Below are 24259 nucleotides of genomic sequence, written 5' to 3'. Positions count from 1 at the left end.
TTGCTAAAAATGAAGCCAGCGCTTCACCTTATCCTTCAGATTTATATTGACCATGAAGCCAACCATCCACTTTTTAGCGGCCATAGGCATCATATAGAACAGAAGAAAAGGAAGCAGTTTCATCAAATTTTTATCCAAATGCCAATGTGACGGATAGAAAAAATGGCGGGATAAAAGATTTTCCAGATATTGCCGCTTCTTCTCCGGCGAAATACATGCAGAAGCATATACCCGGTTGGCATGATAAAGGCTCATTTTCAAGATGTCGAGCATCAGTCCGTTATAGAAGGGTTCGCCAGTCAAAGAGTGTATATACCCGGACTTCAACAACTGCGTACCGATATATTGTTCTGCCAAGAACTCGGAATACCCTTGCCGCTCTTTCACACTGGTCACCGATTGAGGATTATAAGTAAAGAACAGTGTACAATCCGGCAACAAGCGGCAAGAACGGGCCCGCAATATCACTTGATACGTAAACCAGGGGTCATCAATCAGGTAATGAGGAATACAACGAACCTCGTTCTTGCGCAGAAACTCCGTCCGGTAGAGCTTGTTCCAGGTAGCTACAAAAATATTCTGTCCCCGTCCGTAACGATATTTAGCCACAGCATAATCTCCATCAGCAATCAGAGTATCCGCGTACCGGCATCCACCGGGATACACTTTTCCTTCCAAATCACGCCGGACGAAAGATGCTGCCACAAAATCCACCGGATGTTCCTGCATCTTATTGTATAGTAATTCGATGCACTCCGGTATAAGAACATCGTCGCAATCCATCGTAAACAGATATTCTCCCGTCGCCTTCTCCACAATGGCATTGCGTGCCGCCCCCGTACCCTGATTGACCACTTGGTCGATAATACGGACAGCACTTCCACGTGGATGTTCCCCGACTACCCTGCGAACTATATCCATACTGTCCCCTTTATCATCGACAAAAACAAATTCAATGTTCGGATACGTTTGATTAAGGGCGGACAATAATGTACGCTCTATAAGACTCGCAGCATTATAAATAGGTATTCCCAGCGTTATGAGCGGAAAAGTATTCATCTTTTTATCCATCGTTTCATTGTACGTAAAAAACGTTGCACATCCAGTATCAATAAAGGGGAAAGCGAAGCCAGGCATAAGACAGCATAATCAATGGACAACCGGAAAGGCAACCGCTTCAACGCCGACCTTAGAGCCGACCTCTCCCGGCAAATGAACCCGCTTTTCTCTTTCCTATTACCACAAGCAGTATCCAGCCAAATGTGTACCCGTCGTATATCGTGTACACAAACCCTCATCCAGAAACCAGGGGCCGGATGTTCTTTCATATAGTCACTGTGGCTTTCGAGCCCTTCTAATAAAGACTCTATAATTCTTTTCTGATTATCAACATGATGAGACACCGACTGACTGCGCATCCGATAATAATAAGCATCGACCGGAAGTGAACAGACAGCATTGGCATGATAAAAACAAAGAGGATTCAGCACACAATCCTCTGCCTTATTCCCCGGAATATAACGCAAACGGTGCCTTGTCAGCAGGTCACGGAGTATCAAGCGATTGGTCAGTACCGGATTGTAATAGAAATCCTGATAGAGTTCTATCCCCGTCTTTATCGGTGATTCGGGTACATCAAATCCGACAAAACGCCTGCATTTGCCGTCTTCAAAAGCTACATTATTGAATATCAGCATGTCCAAATGGCCTTCACGGGTCTTCTCATAAAGACGGGACAACAAGCCGGGAGCTATGAAATCATCGCTGTCAACAAACCAGATGTATTTGCCGACTGCCTTTTCAATGGCCTCATTGCGAGTTTCAGCCGCTCCGGAATTCGGATGGGTAAAGACACGGATATTAGCATAATCAGCCCCATATTTCTGCGCTATCCGTAGACTTCCGTCAGTGGACCCGTCATCATAGAGTATTATCTCATATAGCTCTGACGGAACATCCTGATTCAACAAGCTATCTACACATTCAGACAGATAATCTTCCACATTGTATACCGGAACAATAAAACTCAGCCACTTCTCCATAAATTCTGTTACTTTAATAAATCAGAATGTTCTTCCAGCAATTTCTCGAAAAGTTTTTTCCATTGCAAAGCCACCATCTCTATTTGGAAACAACCAACACTTTTAATAGCATTCTGCCCCATCCATTTTCTTTCTTCCTCATGCTCTATCATGTATATAATCTTCTGAGATAGCTCATGGACATTCCCATTCTCTACCAAAAATCCGTTCACCCCTTCCTGAACAAGATTTTTAGGACCACATGGACAAGCATATGAAACAACAGGGAGCCCACACGCCATAGCCTCTGCTATCACCATTGCAAACCCTTCAAAACGAGAACTCAACACAAAAACTGAATTCTCCACGTATTTTTCGGCTACATTATCAGTACGACCTTCCAAAAAGCAGGACTCATCCAATCCCATCCTATCAATTTGGCTTTGAAGCTGCTCTCTCAATTCACCCTCTCCCCAAATATGCAACTTCCAATCAGGGCACACTGCCACAACTTGTGCCCAAGCAGTAATCAACATATCAAAGCCTTTTTGAGGAACATACCTTCCTACTGCTATCACATGATGATTAGTACAAGTGGAAAAAACAGAAGGGACAAAAGCTATAGGATTAGGAATGATTTCTACATTATCCAATTCTGTCCAAAGAACTCTATCCTCTTGGGTAAGAACTACAAAACGAGACAAGCAATTGAGTTTTTTTACAATTTTTTTTATCCAATAGTCCCACATAAACCTGGGTAGAAATCTTGACAGTTGTGGATTTATATGTAAAAAACAATCTTTATAGAAATGACTTTCCGCTATTTTGATGCTTCCATCTGACATACTGGACAAAAATCCCACCTCACGACGTAGCATCGCAATTGTAATATCTGGTTTTATTTTATTTAGACATTGCTCCAAACGCCTTTTATACAAAAAACGTTTATAAGCATACATCAAAAAACGCTTATATTTAGGCATCCATACATCAAAATGGATATTCAAATCATGAACCTGAACAGAAGGATGAAAATTGAAAAAAGGAGTACCTGAAATGCCTTCAGTTGTAATGATATGCACTTCATAACCGAAAGTCTCAACAAAGAAATTCACTTTCAAAGCAAGCACTCTTTCCATTCCGCCCATTTTATAAACAGAAGGAATGCAATACACTATCCTCAATCGTTTTCCCATTTCATATTTCATATTTCATATTCCATGCTATAACACAAATATAGAAGTTTACTTTTAGCCTCACAAATAAAATTATAGAAAAGGCGAACCGATTCCGTAAATTGCCTTCATCGACATGTATCACTTTTATAAATCTGTTTTTATATTCAAAAGTTACCAATGAATAAATCGCCCCAGCAAAGTCCGAATACCTTTTGAAAAATTATAAAATAGAATTGTCAAAATCGACAGAAATAATAACGAAGAAACCAAAGCATACAAGCTCCACTCTAAATAACCTTCCTCTGGTTTTGGCAGAGCCAATGATAAAAGAATACCATCTGTCAAAGCCCAAGAAAAAACAAACATACATAAATACAGCAATACATTTTTCCAATAAATTCCAACAGACATTTTAAAACCGTAGCGATATAAAAAATAAGGTTTCCAAATGCTTATGACAGTTATGGAACTGGCAACATCTCCTAACAAGACCCCTGGAAGTCCCCAATAATATCCTCCAACCAAAGCTGCCAGTATCGTGATACCAAGTGTAGCAATGGGCGCCCAGGTATCTTGAAAAAGACCATAGCCATAAATAAACTGATCATTTGTACCGCGAAACTGACTGATGAAAAAATTGGCAAGAATCACTACCAATACAGAATGAGGCAATACATACTCTGTCCCTAACCATACAACAATAAAGGAATCCATCAGGTGGTATAGAGCAAATGTTAAAAAAGAAGCTACCATAAAGCGTAAAGAGCTGAGTTCCCAAAATACTTGTTGTATACGCTTTGAGTCACCCTCGGCAATCAAATTTCCCACTCCAGCCCCCGTACTTCCTAAGAAATTATTGACGAGCTGGTTCAATTTGGTCAACAGCAACATGTAATTGCTATAATAGGCTACCAATTTTAAGGAAGTAAATGCGTAAACCAAAAAAGGAAGCAGCTGGGAACGCCCCATCCCTGCCAATTGATGTACAAACATCTGACGTGCCTTGCGTACGATTATCTTATTTTCAGGATATTTTCGACGACCTTCAGCAATGCTACACTTCAACCATGGATATACCCTATTTATCTTCCAATTAAGTATGTATGAATACAAAATACCAAAAAGCAGCTCAATGGCAATCCATAGATAAAAACTGCCTATATAGCAAACAAGCATCATCTGCACCAATATCTTTACAATATTTGCAGTCTGGAAATAGGCAGTCACAACATAATTACGCTGATCGGCTCCTAATAAGGTTTGTCGATAATTAATAAAATAACTGATTAGGGCAGAAGACAGAAAAGCAAAATATGCAAAATAGACTACGCCCAAACCAATGCTGATATTTGCAAATATCAAGGGAAGGAAGCAGGCTAATATAAGCCCCACCCCCAAAATTATCAGTCCGACATTGCGATACAGATACCCCAATACAGAAATTATATCCCGTATCTTGTCCTTGTCGCCATTAAATAGAGGTTTGTAAAGAACAAAACCAATAGATGCCCCAATTCCCAATTCGGCCAGATTCAAAAAGCCCAATAAATTTTGCAATGTCCCCATAAGACCTACAAAATCCGCTCCCAACATATCCAGGAATATCTTGCGGGAAAAAAAAGAAATGAATAGGGTAATAAAATAGAAAAGCACGTTTACCCGGGCATTCAAATAGCTTTTTTTAAGACGAGACTCTACCATGATGTTAACTTTTCACAAATATTTTTCACCTTATTCATTAAAATTCCCCTAAAAGTAGCATACACCATATTCCGGTGTTCATTACATACAAAAATCCACAAAGCTTTGTAATATCCTCGCTTTCCAAAATACTTTCTACATTGCATTACACGGTAATAGCTGCTCAAGAGTTTATCCTCACGTCCTATTCTTCTCAAAAAACTATTGCAGCGGCACACCACTCGAACTCTTGCCAGCAAATTATCCAGCACAACGCCATATTGTAAAGAGTCCTTACGTATCGTAGCACAATAAATAGCATCTGAACATACAGTTACATGCTGTGCATAATAATCCAAATAAAAAGAGAACATTATGTCATTGCCAGCCGGTATTTCATCAAATTGAAGCGAATATTTCCGAACCAAAGCTCCGGAAATCATTTTTGCCCAAGGTACATCATTCTTATACTTTAACTTCTCCACATCAATATTTTCAGCTACGTCGAAACCTAAAAATTCAGATTGTCGCGAATGTACTGAAGTTAATGTATCTGATTCAACGCTCGTAGCCCGAAAAGTTATTAAATCATAATCTGTGGAACAATAACGATCCAATGTTTTAAGAAAATCTGGAAGAAAGAAATCATCAGCATCAGCAAACAGCAACCACTTTCCTTTTGCTTGAAGCAATCCACAGTTACGAGCATATCCGGCTCCCTTTCCATCTTTGGTAAAGATAATTTCTACATTCTCACGGTCAGTACCCGGAAAGTTAGTAAAATCTACCACATTGCTGGAACTGCCATCATCAACCACGATAATTTGGACATCATTACGCAAAGGAACAGAGTCCAAACAACGTTGCAACAACAACGGAATATTCTTATGAGGTATAATGATAGTGTAAGTATACTCAAAAGGAATAGTAACAGATGTAGTCAAAACTTCTTTCATGTTTTTATCCATTTATGTCAATGTACTCCGAAACTTTTTTTGAACCGGAGAAAACGTAACAAAGAAATCCAGCAATCAAAGAAACCGCCTCCCATGTGGCAAAGAAGATATTTCGCTATGCAATCTGCTTTATAATCTGGCATGAATCTTTCTTCTATCCATTCCTTTTCCTTGGACAATAAATCTTCCAAACAAGATATCCGTTGCCTGAATGGATAGCAATTAGCATGGAGGGATAGCAATACACGCTGAAAAACCAAACTTACGGAGTGCCTCAAATAGTAGGTAAGCTCATCCGACAAATAATAAATATCCTCAAATCTTTCCATTCTGCCTCTATAAGCTGAAAAAAGATTGTATTCATCGCTGTATGTATTCATACGGGAAGAAAGAGTTTCTGCAGAATATGCTATTCTATAATTATAATCCATGAAATTGCAAAGAAGAATATAATCTGAAAGCAATATATAATCCATCATAAAAATCAAATCTTCCATGCAATGGACATTACAATCAAAACATAATTTATTTTCACGAATCAATTCCGCACTATATAGTTTTGAACAAGAAAATCCAAAACGGTCAAGGCCATACTCCGCAAAACCTTCACCTATATTACTTCCTAATAATATTTCCGGAAGTGCAATCTTTCCTATTAACTTACCATCAATTGAATATTTTAAAGCTCCTCCCATCACCAAACCAATACCCGTATCGGGCAGGCTCTTATATAAATGCAACAAATAATCCGTGGAAACCCAATCATCTGAATCCACAAAAACAATATATGTACCCTTAGCATGCTGCAATCCTATATTACGTGCAGCGCTAACGCCACTGTTCTGTTGATGGAACACCCGTATCCTCGTATCCTTCCCGGCATACTCTTCACAAATCTCCCCGCAACGGTCTGGGCTCCCGTCATCTACCAGCAACAACTCAAAATTCGTAAAGGTCTGTGCAAGAATACTGTCAATGCACTGGGGCAAGTACTCTTCCACCTTATAAACGGGTACTATAATGGATATTTCCGGGACATGATTCATATTCGCTCATTTTGTATGCAACACTGCCTTCATTTTTATAGACAACACCAACAAATAGTAGGCTGACTTTACAAAAGCCTTAAAATACAGATAGCCGGCATACGTAGGAAGCACATAATGGATGTTCTGCAGCATCAGCTTCCATTCGAGGCACAGCCCCGTCATCTCCAACAAAGACGCATACTTTTTGTTCCTGAATACCAAATAACTCTGATAATGAAAGGATGTGTCTTTCGTGAAATACAGAATACGGTCAAAATATTTTGCCTTCAGAGTCTCAAAATAGATATATATATGCCGGTTATCCTGCAAACACCGGGAAGACCGGATAAAATCGTAGATATAACCCAGCACCAGCACACGACATTCCAAATTACGCATAGACGGCGCCCGCATGATGGAGTCTGGCTGCATAGAATAATAGTAAGTGGTCTCACCGACGACATACATACTTTGAGCCATACATGCCAACTTAAATGACCATAAATCATCCTCGTGTACAATGCCCTCCTGGAAGTAGAGTTTATGCTGCAAAACGAGGGGACGACTCACCAGTTTGTTCCATGCCATGACATACCATTTTCCCTGCACATAAGTGGAAAGTACAAGAGCATTCCCTTCATAAAACCCGGTGCCTAATGATAAAGGAGGAGCCCAACGTCTGGCACCGGTCACCTCGTAATTGCCTATCACAAAATCCGGTCGCTTCTGCACCGCTGCATCTGCCAAAAGCTCTATTGCATTCGCAGAAATATAGTCGTCGCTATCCAAGAAGTACAGATAATCGCCAACAGACGCTAAAATACCGGTGTTTCTTGCAGCAGAAAGCCCTCTGTTCTCTTCATGTTCCAGACATCTCACCACCGCTCCGCGCGGATGCGAAGCCACCACCCGTCTGACTATCTCCATAGAGTTATCCGGAGTGCAGTCATTCACAAGAATAACTTCCAAATCCGGCCAGGTCTGGTTCAACACAGACAGCAGACACCGTTCTATGTACTTGGCAACATTATAAACCGGAACAATAATGGAAACTTTCATACTTTCAATCATATTTTCAGAATTTCACCTCATGGCCTTCCACAAACTCTTCCCACCACACAACAAGCGTCAACAGATTGAAATATTGCAAAGCCTTGTTCTGCCTATGCCAGAACCAACCGCCCTCCTTCTCTGCAACTTGTTCATAATCTGTAAGAAACTTCTTCACTGCATCACGACGCAGATAGTTGTCCATAATGCCGGAAGCAAGAATGAATTCCTTAAAGAAAGCACGTCGGGCCCTATCACGGAAGAACAGTGGCATAGGTGCAAAACCGCCCTGCTTCTTCTTCAAGGTAATGGCCTCGGGAAGTAAAGGTTTATAATGGCACTTTAACAGATATTTAGAAACGGAACGACCCCGCGCAATGTCCAGTACACTGTTGCCCCTGCACTTCAACCCTACCGGTAGCTCCTGCAGGAAATGGAAAAGCTCCAGGTCCATAAAAGGATACGTCAGATTGTTACCGAACATGCGTGCCATGCTGGAAGCCTTGAAAAGAATGATACGGTTGATTACAGTCTCCAAATCGGAAAGAATGGCATGCTGCGCATAAAGATGCTCGAAACTGTGGATATCGGGCCGTAGTGATTTTACCGGCTCAAAATCTTCTTTCGGATTTTGCAGAAGGGCACACAAGGCAGAATCGGAGAAGCCGAAACGCTCCCCTTCCAGAATATGAAGTATCTTATCCAAATGGAAATTGATGCGGGAAAGCTTTCCACCGGTATCAAAGGTTTCATGCTCCAGCAGACGGCTGATGCCACGCAGCAAGGGACGCAATCCTATGCGGGCGGATAGATAATGCAACGCCACTTCGCGACCGGAAGTACCGAAATACTGGTCACTGCCGTCACCTCCCAGAATCACGTCGGGCTTGTCATCGCCTATCATGCGCATGGCACAATAGTTTACCATCAGCCCGCCTTCCATAAAAGGCTCACCCAGAAAACGGACAATGTCGGGCAAGGCACTGGTTTCCGTACCGTCAATCTCGTACTCGTGGTGGCGGGTACCAAAGGTTTCAGACATCAGACGGGCCATGGGCAGCTCCGTCCAGGCATCTCCTTTAAAGCCCACGGAATAGGAGTCAATCTGGCCGTCGTAAATGCTGCGCAGCGCAGCAAGGTTTGAACCGGAATCATAGCCGCCACTCAGCAGGATACCTACCCTGCGGCTATGGCCGATACGCCGGCGGATGGCTTGCGCATGCAATTCTCCATAACGGCGGGAGTAGGTTTCTACATCCGGATTCCGTTCAGTCGCCACCTTGGGTTCATGCTCAAAAACGCTGTCGCGCTTCAGACAATAAATGTCATCTGCCACCTTTTCATATAAGCTGGGATTTCTTTCCTTCAGCGAATCAAACATGGAATGTACGTTCGCCTGTGTCTCTAACTTTACAGAAGCCCAAACCGGCATCAGATAACCAAGCTCTGTCAACATGTAGAACTTTTCGCCAGCACCTAAAGAATGAACATCGAATAGGGCGAAATTATTCTTCTTCAAAATGCCACGCTGAAGGAATGTACTCAATGAAACCAGATTAGGCTCGAAATTTTCTTCCAGCTGGTCCTCTAAAAATTGCCAGGAAGTGGCAAAATTACCATCAATGTGACAATAGACGGGATAATGCGTGCCATGATGGTCGCGCACCACTCCGCATTCATTTTCTGAATAATATACTATGGTGAACGAACCGTCCAGGCGTGAAAAGCCATATGCCGGATCGGATAGAAACGCATCGGCAGCAAGCTTGGCATTGGTATCATCCGGAGTTGCCTGCAAGGTGTCCCGATTATACAAAGCTCCGAAAAAGAAAAGTCTCAGATTATAACTTTCAAAAGAAGATTCCGGCTCTTCTCCCTCTACGCAGGCTGTACGCCAATCTTCTAAAGTGATTTTTCCGTATATCATTTGTTTGCTTATAGACTTGTTTATTGTGTATCCCTTTCTATTTTTCCGCCACCCCATGCCTGGTATGTATAAAGGTCTTGTTCGCCCCCCTCAGCTTGAAGATGTTTCCTGCCATCAGCAGGAATGTATAGGGTATCTTTTGCAGGGCCATTGCCAGGCGGCTGGTGCAGAACCTTTTGGGAACGGCAACGAGCAGTGCGACAGCGAGCAACACCAAGAGCAGCCACCACTTCAGCCCCCATGTCCAGCGATAAACCGTAAACAACACGGAGAAGAGGAACGTGAACCCCATCAACAGCAGGCGGGGAATGGAAAGCTGCTGGAAAAGCTTGTCGCAGAAGTCCCAGTTACGCGCAGCAAGCGCCTTCCACAGAAACTTGGCGAAGGTCTGGCAGTAATGCCATTGTGCCGAAAGCCAACGGCGGCGCTGACGGGAGAAATCACCGGTGTTCTGTATCTTCTCATCGAACACAAAGGTTTCGGGCAGATAATAAAAACGTTTGCCGCGATAGAGCAGGGTCAGCTCCAATTCACGGTCGAAACCGCCCACAGCCTTGATATCCGCCATCGTATCACGGAACAAGTCGTAACGGAACGCCATGCCGGAACCGATAAGGGCGGCCGACAAGCCCAGCTTGGCATGCCCCAGACGGAAAATGGTATTGTTGATTTCCTCACTGATGGCATCGAGCAGGGCCATGTCATTGTTCAGGTTCTTGGCACTCCGGTGGGTCTGCACAATCTCGACTTCCGGATTGGCGAAGAGGTCGTTAATATCACTCAGATAATCGTAAGGGATGACATTGTCCGCATCGAGCACCAAAGCGATGTCATAGTCATTGCCGATGGCAGCCATGGCGGCATTCAGAGATTTGGACTTGGTGCTTTTCTCAAAATGCACTTCAACCAGGTGGATAGGAAGCACAGCGAGGGAAGCGTTGGTTTCGGGCTGCATACGGTCTGAAATGACAACCGTATCAAAACAGTCGGCGGGATAATCCTGCTCCAGACATGAATGGACGCACTCGTGTATCACGGCATCTTCGCGGTAGGCAGGAATCAGTATGGCAAAACGCTTGTGTTCCTTGGCTGGAGGGGGCAGAGGCAGGTCACGCCGGCGTGACGCCAGACTGTAAACCAATAGATACAGTATGTTTATTGCAAACCATATGTATAAAAGCCAATCGAGTATATTCAATATATGTTCCAAATTCAGAGCTATTTAAGCTTTAGAGTTGCTGCTTGTTTTTAATGGGTATCCGACACAAAGATACAAAAAAGAAGTAGAGTCTGGACAAAATATACAAAAAATGCGAAGAATATAGGAATAAAAAAACGAGCAAGCTCTCACGAACCCCTCGCCCCTGTAAGAAAAGCCTTTAAGGCTTTTCTTTTAAACTGCATCAATGTTACCTAAAAATCAATCTTTCTCTTTACCTGAAAAATAAAACTTCAATTACCTATTCTGAAAACTTCAAAATCCAATTTTTACCTTTACCTAATTTACCTATTTATTCAAAACATTTAGCTTATGAAAAAAATCTATTTTCAATCCTTTTACCTAACAACTAATATCCTTTATTGAAAACTGTTTTTATTATTTATCAAATCCAAATGCAGTTTCCCAACTGCACTGCAAAGGTAAGTGTTTTATCCGCACGCACAAAACGCCGGCATATTTTTCGCGCGTTTTATAACATTGTTTTAGAGTTTAAGGGTACAGTTTACACTTATAAACATTTTATTGTTCATCGGGAGTATACTTTCCAGTAAAAAACAAACCACCGAAGCGCCGAAACGCTTCGATGGCTGTCCCCTTTAAACACCTTTAAACAAAATGAATTTCTTCTTTATTTTCTTGCTTCGGCAATATAACCTAACGCTTCTTTACATTTTTCCGTAACATAAGTCCAGTCTTCAGCAGCGACCTTATCCTTCGGGAAGAGTTTGGAACCCATACCTACGCAGAACACACCCGCCTTAATCCAGGAGGTCAGGTTTTCCTGAGTCGGCTCCACTCCACCGGTCACCATCAGCTTGGACCAGGGCATCGGAGCCAGCAAACCTTTCACGAGTTTGGCGCCAAGCACGTCGCCCGGAAATATCTTGCAGAGGTCGCAACCTGCTTCTTGCGCGAAACCTACCTCTGAAACGCTGCCGCACCCCGGAGTATAAGCTACCAGACGACGGTTACAAATCTTAGCAATCTCCGGGTTGAACAACGGGCCTACAACGAAACATGCACCCAACTGCAAATACAGCGCCGCAGTAGCAGGGTCAACGATGGAACCTACACCCATAGCCATCTCCGGGCACTCTTTTGCCGCAAACTTCACAACTTCCGCAAACACCTCGTGGGCAAAGTCACCACGGTTCGTGAATTCGAACGCACGAACACCTCCATCGTAACAAGCCTTTACAACTTTCTTTGCAACTTCTGCATCCTTATGATAAAAGACAGGCACCATTCCAGTAGAACCAATCTTATTCAATACTGAGATTTTATCAAATTTACTCATCTTTTTATTTACGATTTGACGATTTACGATTTACGATTAATATTACTTTACTTTATATCTATTCTTTTTATTTACGATTTGACGATTCAAACTTCCTTTGCTAACCGATTTCTTGTAGTGACAATAGAACTCACTATTATTTTATACAATTCATGCGCCTCTTGTTGCAACCCAAGCAGTTTATTAGCAGGAATCATCTCACTTTCAGCAATAATTTCCAACCAGTGTATAGTTTCATCCAGTTCTTCCTCTACCATTTTCAGTTTATTCAGAAAATCCTTATCAGACTTTCCCAAACAAGCTGCCCTATAATTGGCAGCAGGTGAAGTCCCTGAACGTACTATTTGTTTAGCTATAGCCATTGACGAAATCCGATTAGGCATACAATCTACCATCTTGATTATTCTCAAAGAGAACACCTTCAATCGTATTTTCAATTCCTCCGAGTTCACTGTAGAAGTAATTTCAATCGTACATCGTAAATCGTCAAATCGTAAATGAGCTTAGCGTTGTACTCGTCCGCTTGCATCCCCTCCTGCCAGCGCTTCTACCTCTTCTGTGGAAACAAGGTTGAAGTCACCGTTGATAGTGTGCTTCAAGGCGGAAGCGGCTACTGCAAATTCGAGGGCGGCACCCTGGTTGGGTTTTGTCAGCAGGCCGTGGATGATACCACCTGAGAAAGAGTCGCCGCCACCTACGCGGTCGACGATAGGATTGATGTCGTAACGCTTTGACTCGTAGAATTCCTCGCCGTTGTAAATCATTGCTTTCCAGCCGTTGTGGGTAGCGGAGAAAGACTCGCGCAACGTAGAGATTACGTATTTGAAGCCGAATTCCTTCGCCATCGCCTTGAAGATTCCCTTGTAGCCTTCAGCGTCCGTCTTGCCGCCTTCCACGTCTGCATCGGGCTTGAAGCCCAGACAGAGTTCAGCATCCTCTTCATTGCCGATGCAGACATCCACATACTGCATCAAAGGCTTCATGATGGACTGGGCTTTTTCTTTGGTCCAGAGTTTTTTACGGAAATTGAGGTCTACCGACACCGTAACGCCGTGACGTTTGGCAGCCTCGCAAGCCAGGCGGGTCAACTCGGCGGCCTTGTCGGAGATGGCGGGAGTGATACCTGACCAGTGGAACCAGTCTGCACCTTCCATGATGGCATCGAAATCAAAGTCTGCCGCATCTGCCTCAGCAATGGCAGAGTGTGCACGGTCATAGATTACCTTACTGGGACGCATGGAAGCACCGGTCTCAAGATAGTAGATACCTACACGGTCACCACCACGCGCAATGAAATCCGTCTTTACGCCATACTTGCGCAATGCGTTGACAGCCGACTGGCCTATTTCATGTTTCGGCAACTTGGTTACAAAATAAGCATCATGCCCGTAGTTGGCACAGCTGACAGCCACGTTGGCCTCGCCGCCGCCATATACCACATCAAAAGAGTCGGACTGCACAAAACGGGTGTTTCCCGGAGTAGACAGCCTCAGCATGATTTCACCTAATGTAACTACTTTCTTTCCCATAATCTTTCTATGTTTTATTTTAATATGAAATTAATTTGTTTCCTTTCAATTTATCATTTCGAGGTATAAACAGAACCTAAACACCTGAAACTATGGAGAGTAAATCAAAATAATATTCGTTCTTCATAGTCTTCGTGTACGGGCACAAAGATACAACAATTTTTGAAATACAAAAAATTATCATATATTTGTATCGAAAATATTAAGATTATAATTGTGTGCGAGCACAAGAAGATGTACGATGGGACGATTTACGATTAGACGATTGAGATTACATTGTAGAATCGTAGCCAAAGCAACATCAATCGTACATCGTAAATCGTTAAATCGTAAATATACAGATGGAAAGAGTCAGAATAAAGGATATCGCCAAGATGGCCGATGTATCCGTGGGAACCGTCGACCGTGTGATTCACGGGCGTAGCGGTGTGTCCGAGTCCAGCCGGAAGCGGGTGGAAGAAATCCTGAAACAACTGGATTACCAGCCCAATATGTATGCCAGTGCACTGGCTTCGAACAAGAAGTACGCATTTGCCTGCCTGCTGCCGCTACACGAGAAAGGCGAATACTGGACAGACGTGGAAACGGGCATACACAACGCCGTAGAGACTTACTCTGACTTCAACGTGGCCGTGCACCTCTCCTACTATGACCCGTATGACTATCATTCATTCGCGGAAGCCTCCGGACAGATTCTGGCACTGGAGCCGGACGGAGTGATGTTTGCCCCCACCGTTCCGCAATACACCAAGCCCTTCACGGATGAGCTGACGCAACATAATATACCTTATATATATATAGACTCCAACATAAAGGAAGAGCCCGCCCTCTCCTTCTACGGGCAGAACTCGCACCAGAGCGGATATTTTGCCGCCCGCATGCTGATGCTGCTTGCCGGAGAAGACGCGCAGGAAATCGTCATCTTCCGCAAGATAAATGAAGGCATCGTGGGGTCGAACCAGCAGGAACGCCGCGAAATAGGCTTCCGCGAATACATGCAGGAGCATCATCCCGCCTGCCGCATCTGGGAACTGGACCTGCATGCCAAGCGCGACAGCGAGGACACACTGATGCTGGACGAGTTCTTCCAAGAGCATCCTACCGTAAAGAACGGAATCACCTTCAACTCCAAAGCATACATCATCGGGGAATACCTGCTGAAGAAGCAGAAAAAAGACTTCAACCTGATGGGCTACGACCTGCTGCAACGCAACGTAGACTGCCTGAAGCAGGGAAGCATCTTCTTCCTCATAGCACAGCAGCCCACCCTGCAAGGATTCGACGGCATCAAGGCCTTGTGCGAATACCTGATTCTGAAGAAGGAAATCACAAGGGAGAACTTCATGCCGATTGACTTGCTGACGAAGGAGAATATAGAGTTTTATTACAACAAATAGTTGCATGTACAATGTACCATCTACAATGTACAATTCGGCCATGCGGAAGGGGACTAATACTAATGCAGCGCAGCCAAATTGTACATTGTAGATGGTAAATGGAAAATTTTAAAAGATGGAGGCAAAGTACCTGAAAATCAACCCTGCCGACAATGTTGCAGTGGCTATCACAGCACTCCCGGCCGGTGAAAAACTCACGGTGGACGGAAAGGAAATCACTCTGAACGAGGATGTTCCTGCCGGACACAAATTTGCACTGAAAGATTTTGCGGAAGGCGAAAACGTCATTAAATACGGATACCCCATCGGCCACGCCCGGAAAGCGCAGAAGCAGGGGGACTGGATGAATGAAAACAATATCAAGACCAACTTGTCCGGGTTGCTGGAATACACATACAACCCCGTCAACGTAGACCTCAATACTACAACTCTAAACCTCAATACCGGCGCGCCAAACCTGACCTTTAGAGGGTACAAACGTAAGAACGGCGACGTAGGTGTGCGCAACGAGATATGGATTATTCCGACAGTGGGCTGCGTGAACGGAATCATCAACCAGCTTGCCGAAGGCCTGCGCCGCGAAACGGGCGGAAAGGGCGTGGATGCCATCATGGCTTATCCCCATAACTACGGCTGCTCCCAGTTGGGCGACGACCACGAGAATACAAAGAAAATCCTCCGCGACATGGTACTGCATCCCAATGCGGGAGCCGTACTCGTGGTAGGCTTGGGGTGCGAGAATAATCAGCCGGATGTGTTCCGCGAATTCCTGGGAGACTATGACCAGGAGCGCGTAAAGTTTATGGTGACCCAGAAAGTGGGTGATGAATACGAAGAAGGAATGGAACTGCTACGCGAACTTTATGCCAAAGCCATCCAGGACCAGCGCGAGGATATTCCCTTAAGCGAACTGCGCGTAGGCCTGAAGTGTGGCGGTTCGGACGGTTTCTCCGGTATCACCGCCAATCCGCTACTGGGTATGTTCTCCGACTTCCTCGTAGCGCAAGGCGGCACCAGCGTACTGACGGAAGTGCCGGAAATGTTCGGCGCAGAAACCATACTGATGAACCGCTGCCGCACCAAAGAGCTGTTTGAGGACACGGTGAAGCTGATTAATGACTTCAAGGAATATTTCCTCTCACACGGTGAACCGGTAGGTGAAAACCCGTCTCCGGGAAATAAGGCGGGAGGCATCTCGACATTGGAGGACAAAGCCTTGGGATGCACACAGAAATGTGGCACGAGCTACGTGGAAGGGGTACTTCCGTATGGCGAACGCCTGAAAGTAAAGGGACTGAACCTACTGTCTGCTCCGGGAAACGACCTTGTAGCCGCCACTGCCCTTGCCTCTTGCGGATGCCACATGGTGCTGTTCACCACAGGACGCGGAACGCCCTTCGGAACCTATGTGCCGACCATGAAGATTTCCACCAACTCCACTTTGGCAAAGAACAAGCCGGGCTGGATAGACTTCAACGCCGGAGTTATCGTCGAGAACGAACCGATGGAGAAAACCTGCGAACGCTTCATCGAGTATATCATCAAAGTAGCAAGCGGTGAATTCGTGAACAACGAAAAGAAAGGCTACAAGGAAATAGCCATCTTCAAGACCGGAGTAACTTTGTAAATTGAAAATTAAGGGCTGATAGATGGAGGGCGGGACAAAACCATTTTGTGCCGCCCTTTGTTTTTGTTACCTTTGCGGCGAAATTGATTTCACCACAGATTACACCGATTAACATGGAATTGATTGAAAGATAGAAATCTGTGGTGAAACATTAATCTCAACCAAACAATACAACTATGTCAGCAACAACCGATACAACCCCTAAAACCAAAGGCGGCTGGTGGGCACTCAGCCCATTGGCGGTGTTCCTTTGCCTCTACCTGGTGACCTCGCTCCTGGTGAACGACTTCTATAAAGTCCCCATCACGGTAGCCTTCCTCACCTCGTCCTGCTATGCCATCGCCATCACGCGCGGCCTGAATCTGGAACAGCGCATCTATCAGTTTTCCGTGGGCGCCAGTAACAAGAACATCATGCTGATGGTATGGATATTCATCCTTGCAGGAGCATTCGCCCAAAGCGCCAAGCAGATGGGCGCCATTGATGCGACCGTAAATCTGACCTTACATATACTGCCGGACAACCTGCTGCTGGCGGGCATCTTCATTGCCGCCTGCTTCATCTCCCTCTCAATAGGAACAAGCGTAGGAACTATCGTCGCACTGACTCCCGTAGCCGTGGGACTGGCGGAAAAGACGGGCATCGACCTGCCCTACATGGTCGCCATCGTGGTGGGAGGCTCGTTCTTCGGAGACAATCTTTCCTTCATATCCGACACCACCATTGCATCGACCAAGACGCAGGACTGCGTGATGAGGGACAAGTTCCGCGTCAACTTCATGATTGTAGTCCCCGCAGCTCTTGTCGTGCTGGGTCTCTACATCTTTCAAGGACTGTCCGTCTCCGCCCCACCCCAAGTGCAGACCATCGAGTGGATAAAGGTAATCCCCTACCTCATCGTGCTGGGCACGGCCGTAGCAGGTGTCAACGTCATGCTTGTACTGCTGCTGGGCATCCTCTCTACTGGAATTATCGGTATCTATACCGGCACCGCCTTCTTCGACTGGTTCGGAGCCATGGGAACGGGCATCACCGGCATGGGCGAGCTCATCATCATCACCCTGCTGGCCGGAGGCATGCTCGAGACCATCCGCTACAACGGCGGCATCGACTTCATCATCTCCCGGCTGACCCGCCACGTCAGCGGCAAGCGGGGAGCCGAATTCAGCATCGCCGTCCTGGTCGGCATCGCCAATCTCTGCACCGCCAACAACACCATTGCCATCATCACCACCGGCCCCATAGCCAAGGACATCGCCCTCCGCTTCCACCTGGACCGCCGGAAAACAGCCAGCATACTGGACACCTTCTCATGCCTCGTGCAAGGAATCATCCCCTACGGAGCGCAAATGCTGATAGCCTCCGGACTTGCCGGCATTTCACCCATCAGCATCATCGGAAACCTGTATTACCCCTTCTGCATGGGAACATGCGCCATACTCGCCATTCTGCTGAGATACCCCAGGAAATACTCGGGAGAAGGATGAGTGACAAGTGATGAGTTATGGGTGACGTTGTGTGAACATTTTAAAAAAAACACCCCTCGTGCCAACAAATAACTCATAACTCATAACTCAAAACTCAAAATCTTTTCTTACCTTTGCACTCGCTATTACGAGATAGTAGCATAATTCAAATCATTAACTAAAAACATTTTAATTAAATGGCAACAAAAATCAGATTGCAAAGACATGGACGTAAAAGCTACGCTTTCTACTCTATCGTTATTGCAGACGTAAGAGCACCACGTGATGGTAAATTTATTGAGAAGATTGGTACTTACAATCCTAACACCAATCCTGCCACAGTAGATTTGAAGTTCGACCGCGCACTTGACTGGGTGTTGAAGGGTGCACAACCTACTGACACAGTTCGTAACATCCTCTCTCGCGAAGGTGTTTACATGAAGAAGCACTTGCTGGGCGGTGTAGCGAAAGGCGCATTCGGCGAAGCTGAAGCTGATGCTAAGTTCGAAGCCTGGAAGAACAACAAACAAAGCGGTTTGGCTGCTCTGAAGGCTAAGGAAGACGAAGCTAAGAAAGCTGAAGCAAAAGCACGTCTGGAAGCTGAAAAGAAGATAAACGAAGAAAAAGCAAAAGCACTGGCTGAAAAGAAAGCTGCTGAAGCTGCTGCAAAAGCCGCTGCCGAAGCACCGGCCGAAGAGGCTCCTGCCGAAGAAGCCCCTGCTGCTGAAGAAGCTGCTGCCGAATAATAGTAAGCACAGCGTTATCGCTAAAAATGGGATTAAAACTATAAAAATCCTCTCCGGTTCATATCGGAGGGGATTTTTTATTACTATATTTGCAGCTATAATCATTCATTAAAAAAACAAACAATGAAAAAGTTTACTTATCTGCTCGCTGTAGCCGCTGTATTTACAGCTTGTAACAGTGGAAACAACGGTTACACCGTAACCGGAACTGTAGAGGGTGCAGCCGACGGCGACACCGTATATCTGGAAACCGTGGAAGGACGCCAATTCGTAAAATTGGACTCTGCTGTCATCAAAGATGGAACATTTACCTTCAAGGGTACACAAGATACTGCTGTCAACCGCTACATCTCCTACAAAGCCGAAGGAAAAGACGGCGCAGCCATCGACTTCTTCCTGGAAAACGGCAAGATTAAAATCAACTTGTCGCAGGAAAACAACTCTGCCACCGGTACTGCCAACAATGATGCCTACCAGGAAATCAGAGCCCAAATCAACGGTCTGAACAAACAAATGATGAGCATCTACGAATCCATGTCGGACACCACACTGACCGACGAACAACGCGAGGCTAAAGGCAAAGAGATGGAAAATCTGGAAAACAGCATGATATCCGCCATCAAAGCCGGCATCAACAAGAACATCACCAACCCGGTGGGTGTACTCCTGCTGAAGCAGAACTACTACTACATGGATGTGGCAGACCTCGACCCGCTGATGCCCCAAATCCCTGCAGCTTACGACAACGACGAAGCCATCGTCAAGATAAAGAACAACGTTGAAAAGATGAAAGCCACTGCCGTAGGCCAGAAGTTTACAGACTTCGAGATGCAGACGCCGGAAGGAAAAACGGTAAAACTGTCCGACTACGTAGGCAAGGGCAAAGTTGTCCTTGTTGACTTCTGGGCAAGCTGGTGCGGCCCCTGCCGTCGCGAGATGCCCAACCTGGTGGAAGCTTACGCCAAATATAAGAACAAGAACTTCGAGATTGTAGGCGTATCTCTGGACCAGAGTGCTGACGCATGGAAAGAAGCCATCAAGAAGCTGAACATCACGTGGCCGCAAATGTCCGACCTGAAATACTGGAACTGCGAAGGCGCACAGCTTTATGCCGTAAGCAGCATCCCCCACACTGTGTTGATTGACGGTGAAGGAACTATCCTTGCACGCGGACTGCACGGTGACGAGCTTCAGGAAAAGATAGCCGAAGCTGTCAAATAATAAAACCGGACACACCGGAGACTAAAAAAGGAGTGCCACACTTCGTCAATCGAAATGCCACACTTCACGAGGCCCAATCAATGGCATTTGCCTCTGTGAAGTGTGGCATTTCTCTTGCTGAAGTGTGGCATTTCCCTTGCTGAAGTGTGGCATTCGGAATGATGGAATGCGGCGTTTTTCAAGAGAAGATACGCGCAGCCATTTCCATCCCCAACCTTACGGTTTCCCACTGTTTCTCCTCATCGGCCTCCGAAGGCGAAAGAAGCGCATTGGCATCCGGCAGACATAAAGTGAAACGTTTCAAAGGAATATAGTTCAATACACTTTCGGTTTTCGCCTGCAATTCATCCAATTCGTCTTCCTGAGGATAATGGGACAGCACGAAACCGAACACCGCTTCCTTCTCGTGTATGAACCAGAGCAGACGGTTACGGTCGCACGCGCCACAGTCGTAATTCAGGAAATAAGCATCGGCCCCATGCAGTTGCACCAGCATGTCCGTCGGTGCATGGAATGCAACATACATCCCTGCAGGACGCTCGCGCAAAACCCGGTTGTTGAGCCGGATGGTATCTTCCATTATCACCGAATGTACCCCGTCGAACTGGACGTAGCGGCAGCCTGCATCATAAAGTTTGGTAAGCAAAAATTTGTAGCAGGAAGCAATATCATCCGTCAAAAGCCGGATGTCGGAGTAAACGGTTTCTATCTGAGTCCGCTCCACACGTTGAATAATCTGGGTCATAACCTCTGCCGGCGAAGGGATATGCTGTTTTTTCATCACCCCTCCGTCCACAATGGAATCAAGAAATGCGAATTCTTCCAGAATAGGATGCCGTAGCAAACTGAGCCGTCCTGTAATCTCCAAAGGAGAGCCTTCGGAGAAAGGCCGGCCGTCTTTGGAACAAATACCCTCCCAGCTTTCCAAAAAATCGCGACTTCGGAAACCACCATCGGAAACAACCTTCATGCCTCCCAGCTCCAGCCGTTCCACCAGACTGCGCACTTCCGCATCTTCAACAGCCTGCAATATCTGCCGGCTCACCTGCCCGTTCTGATATTGCTCGCGGACATCCTTCAATGCACGAGGTACACAAAAAGCCCCAGCTATATCAATTTTAAACGGAGGAAATACATTTGCCATGTTCATCCTTTCTTTGATTATTATAATAATGATACTTTTGCCCCAATACCATGAGCAGCAAAGCAATACAATCGAATGGCAACAAGAAGTATTATCAAGGACTAAAAACCTTAAATAAACCAATTCGTTGCAAATATAACTAAAAAAATCGAAGATTCACAATCTGCCCAAAAGATTTATCTTCATTTGACACTTCGAAATCAGATGATGCTTATGCATGCAATAATAATCAGTAATGAATAACTTTAAAAGTTATTTTTCATTAGAAGTTTTCCACTTTAAACAATTACATCATTAATAATCAATAGATTAACACTTTTTAAACCACAAAAAGTTTTCCAAAAAGCAAAACCTATCAATAACTATAATATCTTTGTTTCCGCAATTAAACTAAAAAAGACAGTCACATTTAAGCATAAAAGGTTATGATACAGACAGTACTCAAGCGCGACGGGCGCGTCGTCGGATTCAACGAAGAAAAAATAGCAACGGCCATCCGCAAAGCCATGTTGCATACAGACAAGGGGGAAGACCTGCAACTGATACACCAGATTACGGACCGCATCTCTTTCAAGGGAGATTCGCAGATGACGGTGGAAGCCATCCAGGATTTGGTGGAAGTGGAGCTGATGAAGAGCAGCCGCAAGGACGTTGCCCAGAAATACATCGCTTACCGCAACCAGCGAAGCATTGCCCGCAAAGCAAAGACGCGCGACATGTTCCTGGAAATCATCAACATCAAGTCCAACGACATCACACGCGAAAATGCCAACATGAATGCCGATACCCCGGCGGGCATGATGATGAAGTTTGCCAGCGAAACCACCAAGCCTTTTGTGGACGACTATCTGCTGAGTGAAGAAGTTCTGGATGCCGTCACCCAGAACTATCTGCACATCCATGACAAGGATTATTATCCCACCAAGAGCCTGACATGCGTGCAACATCCGCTGGACCATATTCTGAAATACGGCTTCTCTGCCGGACACGGCGAATCGCGCCCGGCCAAACGCATCGAGACTGCCAGTATCCTGGGATGCATCTCGCTGGAAACAGCCCAGAACGAGATGCACGGCGGACAAGCCATCCCTGCATTCGATTTCTACCTTGCCCCCTACGTGCGCAACAGCTTCATCGAGGAAGTCAAGAACCTGGAAGAACTGAATGGAAAAGACTATTCCCATCTCTATCAGAAGGAACTGGCCGACTATCTGCTGCAGCCGTTGGACGGACTGACGGACGAGGACCGCATCGTGCAGCATGCTGTCAACAAGACCGTATCGCGCGTGCACCAGTCCATGGAGGCGTTTATCCATAACATGAACACCATCCACTCACGCGGCGGCAACCAAGTGGTGTTCAGCTCCATCAACTACGGCACAGACACCTCTGCCGAGGGGCGCTGCATCATCCGCGAGCTGCTGAAAAGCACCTATCAAGGGGTAGGAAACGGAGAAACCGCCATCTTCCCCATCCAGATATGGAAAAAGAAACGGGGTGTGAGCTACCTGCCTGAAGACCGCAACTACGACCTCTACCAACTGGCCTGCAAGGTGACGGCACGGCGTTTCTTCCCGAACTTCCTGAACCTGGACGCCACCTTCAACCAAAGCGAGGACTGGAAAGCCGATGACCCGAAACGCTACCAGCATGAAGTTGCCACCATGGGATGCCGCACCCGTGTATTCGAAAACCGTTTCGGACCGAAGACCTCCATCGGACGCGGCAACATCTCTTTCTCTACCATCAACATCGTCCGTCTGGGCATTGAGTGCATGAACATCGAAGACAAGGAACAGCGCATCGCCCGGTTCTTTGCCAAGCTGGATAGTATGCTCGAAGTGACCGCACGCCAGCTGCACGAGCGCATGGAGTTTCAAAAGACCGCCTTCGCCAAGCAGTTCCCGCTACTGATGTCTGCCTTGTGGATAGGCAGCGAGAAGCTGAAACCGAACGATACGATTGCTTCCGTCATCAACCAGGGAACACTGGGAATCGGTTTCATCGGGTTGGCAGAATGTCTCGTGGCATTGCTCGGAAAACATCACGGCGAATCTGGCGAAGCCCAGGAGCTGGGACTGAAAATCGTGACCTACATGCGCGACCGTGCCAACCAGTTCTCGGAGCAATACCAGCACAACTACAGCGTGCTTGCCACTCCTGCCGAAGGGCTGTCGGGCAAGTTCACCCGCATCGACCGTAAAAAGTTCGGCACGCTGCCGGGCATCACAGACCGTGACTACTACACCAACTCCAACCACGTGCCCGTATACTACAAATGCAGCGCCCGCCACAAAGCGGAAGTGGAGGCTCCTTATCATGAACTGACCCGCGGCGGACACATCTTCTATGTGGAGATAGACGGTGACGCCACCCACAATCCGGAAGTCATTATGCGTGTAGTGGACATGATGGACCAATACAACATCGGCTACGGTTCGGTAAACCACAACCGTAACCGCTGTCTGGAGTGCGGCCACGAAAACTCCACCCCAAACCTGGAAGAATGCCCGAAGTGCGGCAGCAAGCATATCGACAAGCTGCAACGCATCACCGGCTACCTGGTGGGGACAACCGACCGCTGGAACAATGCCAAGCTGGCAGAGTTGAACGACAGGGTCGTTCATAATTAAAAATTGAAAATTAAAAATTAAAGGGCTGCGCAGTGCAAAGCGGAGCTTCATTTTTAATGGTTGACGTTTAATTTTTAATGATTAATGTTCAGCTTCCTACCTGCGATGTTTAATTTTTAATTATTAATTCCCTACTC

Annotated in this window: 19 protein-coding genes; 6 read left to right on the top strand and 13 right to left on the bottom strand. The window is 45.8% G+C overall.

Features of this window, described 5'->3' with window-relative positions; translation table 11 throughout:
- Positions 1-3: 3 nt before the first annotated feature.
- From ACESTD_RS10785 to ACESTD_RS10730, 12 genes are all read right to left on the bottom strand, one after another.
- Entirely contained in the window at positions 4-1071 is a 1068-nt protein-coding gene (locus tag ACESTD_RS10785) for a glycosyltransferase family 2 protein (RefSeq protein WP_118264506.1), read from the bottom strand.
- The gene (locus ACESTD_RS10780; RefSeq protein WP_044467804.1) at positions 1056-2042 is read right to left on the bottom strand and encodes a glycosyltransferase; all 987 of its coding nucleotides are present in this window, start codon (positions 2040-2042) and stop codon (positions 1056-1058) included. The genes ACESTD_RS10785 and ACESTD_RS10780 overlap by 16 nt, the downstream gene beginning before the upstream one ends.
- Positions 2043-2050: 8 nt before the next feature.
- Positions 2051-3217: a glycosyltransferase family 4 protein gene (locus tag ACESTD_RS10775; protein WP_118264510.1), complete on the bottom strand. Its 1167-nt coding sequence runs from the start codon at positions 3215-3217 to the stop codon at positions 2051-2053.
- 153 nt (positions 3218-3370) lie between these two features.
- Complete coding sequence (locus ACESTD_RS10770; RefSeq protein WP_117703256.1) at positions 3371-4900, bottom strand: lipopolysaccharide biosynthesis protein; 1530 nt, start codon at positions 4898-4900, stop codon at positions 3371-3373.
- The gene (locus ACESTD_RS10765; RefSeq protein WP_051642933.1) at positions 4894-5835 is read right to left on the bottom strand and encodes a glycosyltransferase family A protein; all 942 of its coding nucleotides are present in this window, start codon (positions 5833-5835) and stop codon (positions 4894-4896) included. The genes ACESTD_RS10770 and ACESTD_RS10765 overlap by 7 nt, the downstream gene beginning before the upstream one ends.
- A gap of 17 nt (positions 5836-5852) precedes the next feature.
- The gene (locus ACESTD_RS10760; protein ID WP_373158864.1) at positions 5853-6881 is read right to left on the bottom strand and encodes a glycosyltransferase family 2 protein; all 1029 of its coding nucleotides are present in this window, start codon (positions 6879-6881) and stop codon (positions 5853-5855) included.
- Between the two features lie 6 nt (positions 6882-6887).
- The gene (locus ACESTD_RS10755; protein ID WP_234146026.1) at positions 6888-7922 is read right to left on the bottom strand and encodes a glycosyltransferase family 2 protein; all 1035 of its coding nucleotides are present in this window, start codon (positions 7920-7922) and stop codon (positions 6888-6890) included.
- 16 nt (positions 7923-7938) lie between these two features.
- Positions 7939-9840, bottom strand: coding sequence for an asparagine synthase-related protein (locus ACESTD_RS10750; protein ID WP_373158865.1), 1902 nt, complete (start codon positions 9838-9840; stop codon positions 7939-7941).
- A 37-nt stretch (positions 9841-9877) separates the two neighbouring features.
- Positions 9878-11050 carry a glycosyltransferase family 2 protein gene (locus tag ACESTD_RS10745; RefSeq protein ID WP_288675970.1) on the bottom strand — a complete coding sequence of 391 codons (1173 nt, stop codon included), beginning with the start codon at positions 11048-11050 and terminating at the stop codon, positions 9878-9880.
- Between the two features lie 640 nt (positions 11051-11690).
- Positions 11691-12359 (bottom strand): bifunctional 4-hydroxy-2-oxoglutarate aldolase/2-dehydro-3-deoxy-phosphogluconate aldolase, encoded by a 669-nt coding sequence (locus tag ACESTD_RS10740; RefSeq protein WP_005827446.1) that lies wholly within the window; start codon positions 12357-12359, stop codon positions 11691-11693.
- 86 nt (positions 12360-12445) lie between these two features.
- Positions 12446-12811: a four helix bundle protein gene (locus ACESTD_RS10735; RefSeq protein ID WP_080650799.1), complete on the bottom strand. Its 366-nt coding sequence runs from the start codon at positions 12809-12811 to the stop codon at positions 12446-12448.
- Positions 12812-12862: 51 nt separating this feature from the next.
- On the bottom strand, positions 12863-13888 hold the full coding sequence (locus tag ACESTD_RS10730) for a sugar kinase (RefSeq protein ID WP_005837352.1): 1026 nt from the start codon (positions 13886-13888) through the stop codon (positions 12863-12865).
- A 341-nt stretch (positions 13889-14229) separates the two neighbouring features.
- Here ACESTD_RS10730 and ACESTD_RS10725 point away from each other — a divergent pair, with 341 nt between their 5' ends.
- The 5 genes from ACESTD_RS10725 (at position 14230) to ACESTD_RS10705 (ending at position 20345) form a co-directional block, all read left to right on the top strand.
- Positions 14230-15285: a LacI family DNA-binding transcriptional regulator gene (locus ACESTD_RS10725; RefSeq protein WP_005837354.1), complete on the top strand. Its 1056-nt coding sequence runs from the start codon at positions 14230-14232 to the stop codon at positions 15283-15285.
- Between the two features lie 115 nt (positions 15286-15400).
- A complete protein-coding gene (locus tag ACESTD_RS10720) occupies positions 15401-16912 on the top strand; it encodes a UxaA family hydrolase (protein ID WP_005827433.1) in 1512 nt (503 codons plus the stop codon).
- 176 nt (positions 16913-17088) lie between these two features.
- Positions 17089-18399, top strand: coding sequence for a Na+/H+ antiporter NhaC family protein (locus tag ACESTD_RS10715; protein WP_098032253.1), 1311 nt, complete (start codon positions 17089-17091; stop codon positions 18397-18399).
- Between the two features lie 176 nt (positions 18400-18575).
- On the top strand, positions 18576-19124 hold the full coding sequence (locus tag ACESTD_RS10710) for a 30S ribosomal protein S16 (RefSeq protein ID WP_005837359.1): 549 nt from the start codon (positions 18576-18578) through the stop codon (positions 19122-19124).
- Positions 19125-19247: 123 nt separating this feature from the next.
- Positions 19248-20345: a TlpA disulfide reductase family protein gene (locus ACESTD_RS10705; RefSeq protein ID WP_005827423.1), complete on the top strand. Its 1098-nt coding sequence runs from the start codon at positions 19248-19250 to the stop codon at positions 20343-20345.
- A gap of 178 nt (positions 20346-20523) precedes the next feature.
- Here the strand turns inward: ACESTD_RS10705 and ACESTD_RS10700 are convergent, their stop codons facing one another.
- On the bottom strand, positions 20524-21495 hold the full coding sequence (locus ACESTD_RS10700) for a hypothetical protein (RefSeq protein ID WP_005827419.1): 972 nt from the start codon (positions 21493-21495) through the stop codon (positions 20524-20526).
- A gap of 419 nt (positions 21496-21914) precedes the next feature.
- On the opposite strand from ACESTD_RS10700, the gene ACESTD_RS10695 reads away from it, so the two are divergent.
- Complete coding sequence (locus ACESTD_RS10695) at positions 21915-24122, top strand: anaerobic ribonucleoside triphosphate reductase (protein WP_098032254.1); 2208 nt, start codon at positions 21915-21917, stop codon at positions 24120-24122.
- The last annotated feature ends 137 nt before the right edge of the window (positions 24123-24259 follow it).

This window comes from Bacteroides sp. AR20, from assembly GCF_964250605.1.
In the GTDB taxonomy this organism is placed as follows: domain Bacteria; phylum Bacteroidota; class Bacteroidia; order Bacteroidales; family Bacteroidaceae; genus Bacteroides; species Bacteroides uniformis.
The sequence above is the reverse complement of the archived record's forward strand: the minus strand, read 5'-3'. Positions and strand labels throughout refer to the sequence as shown.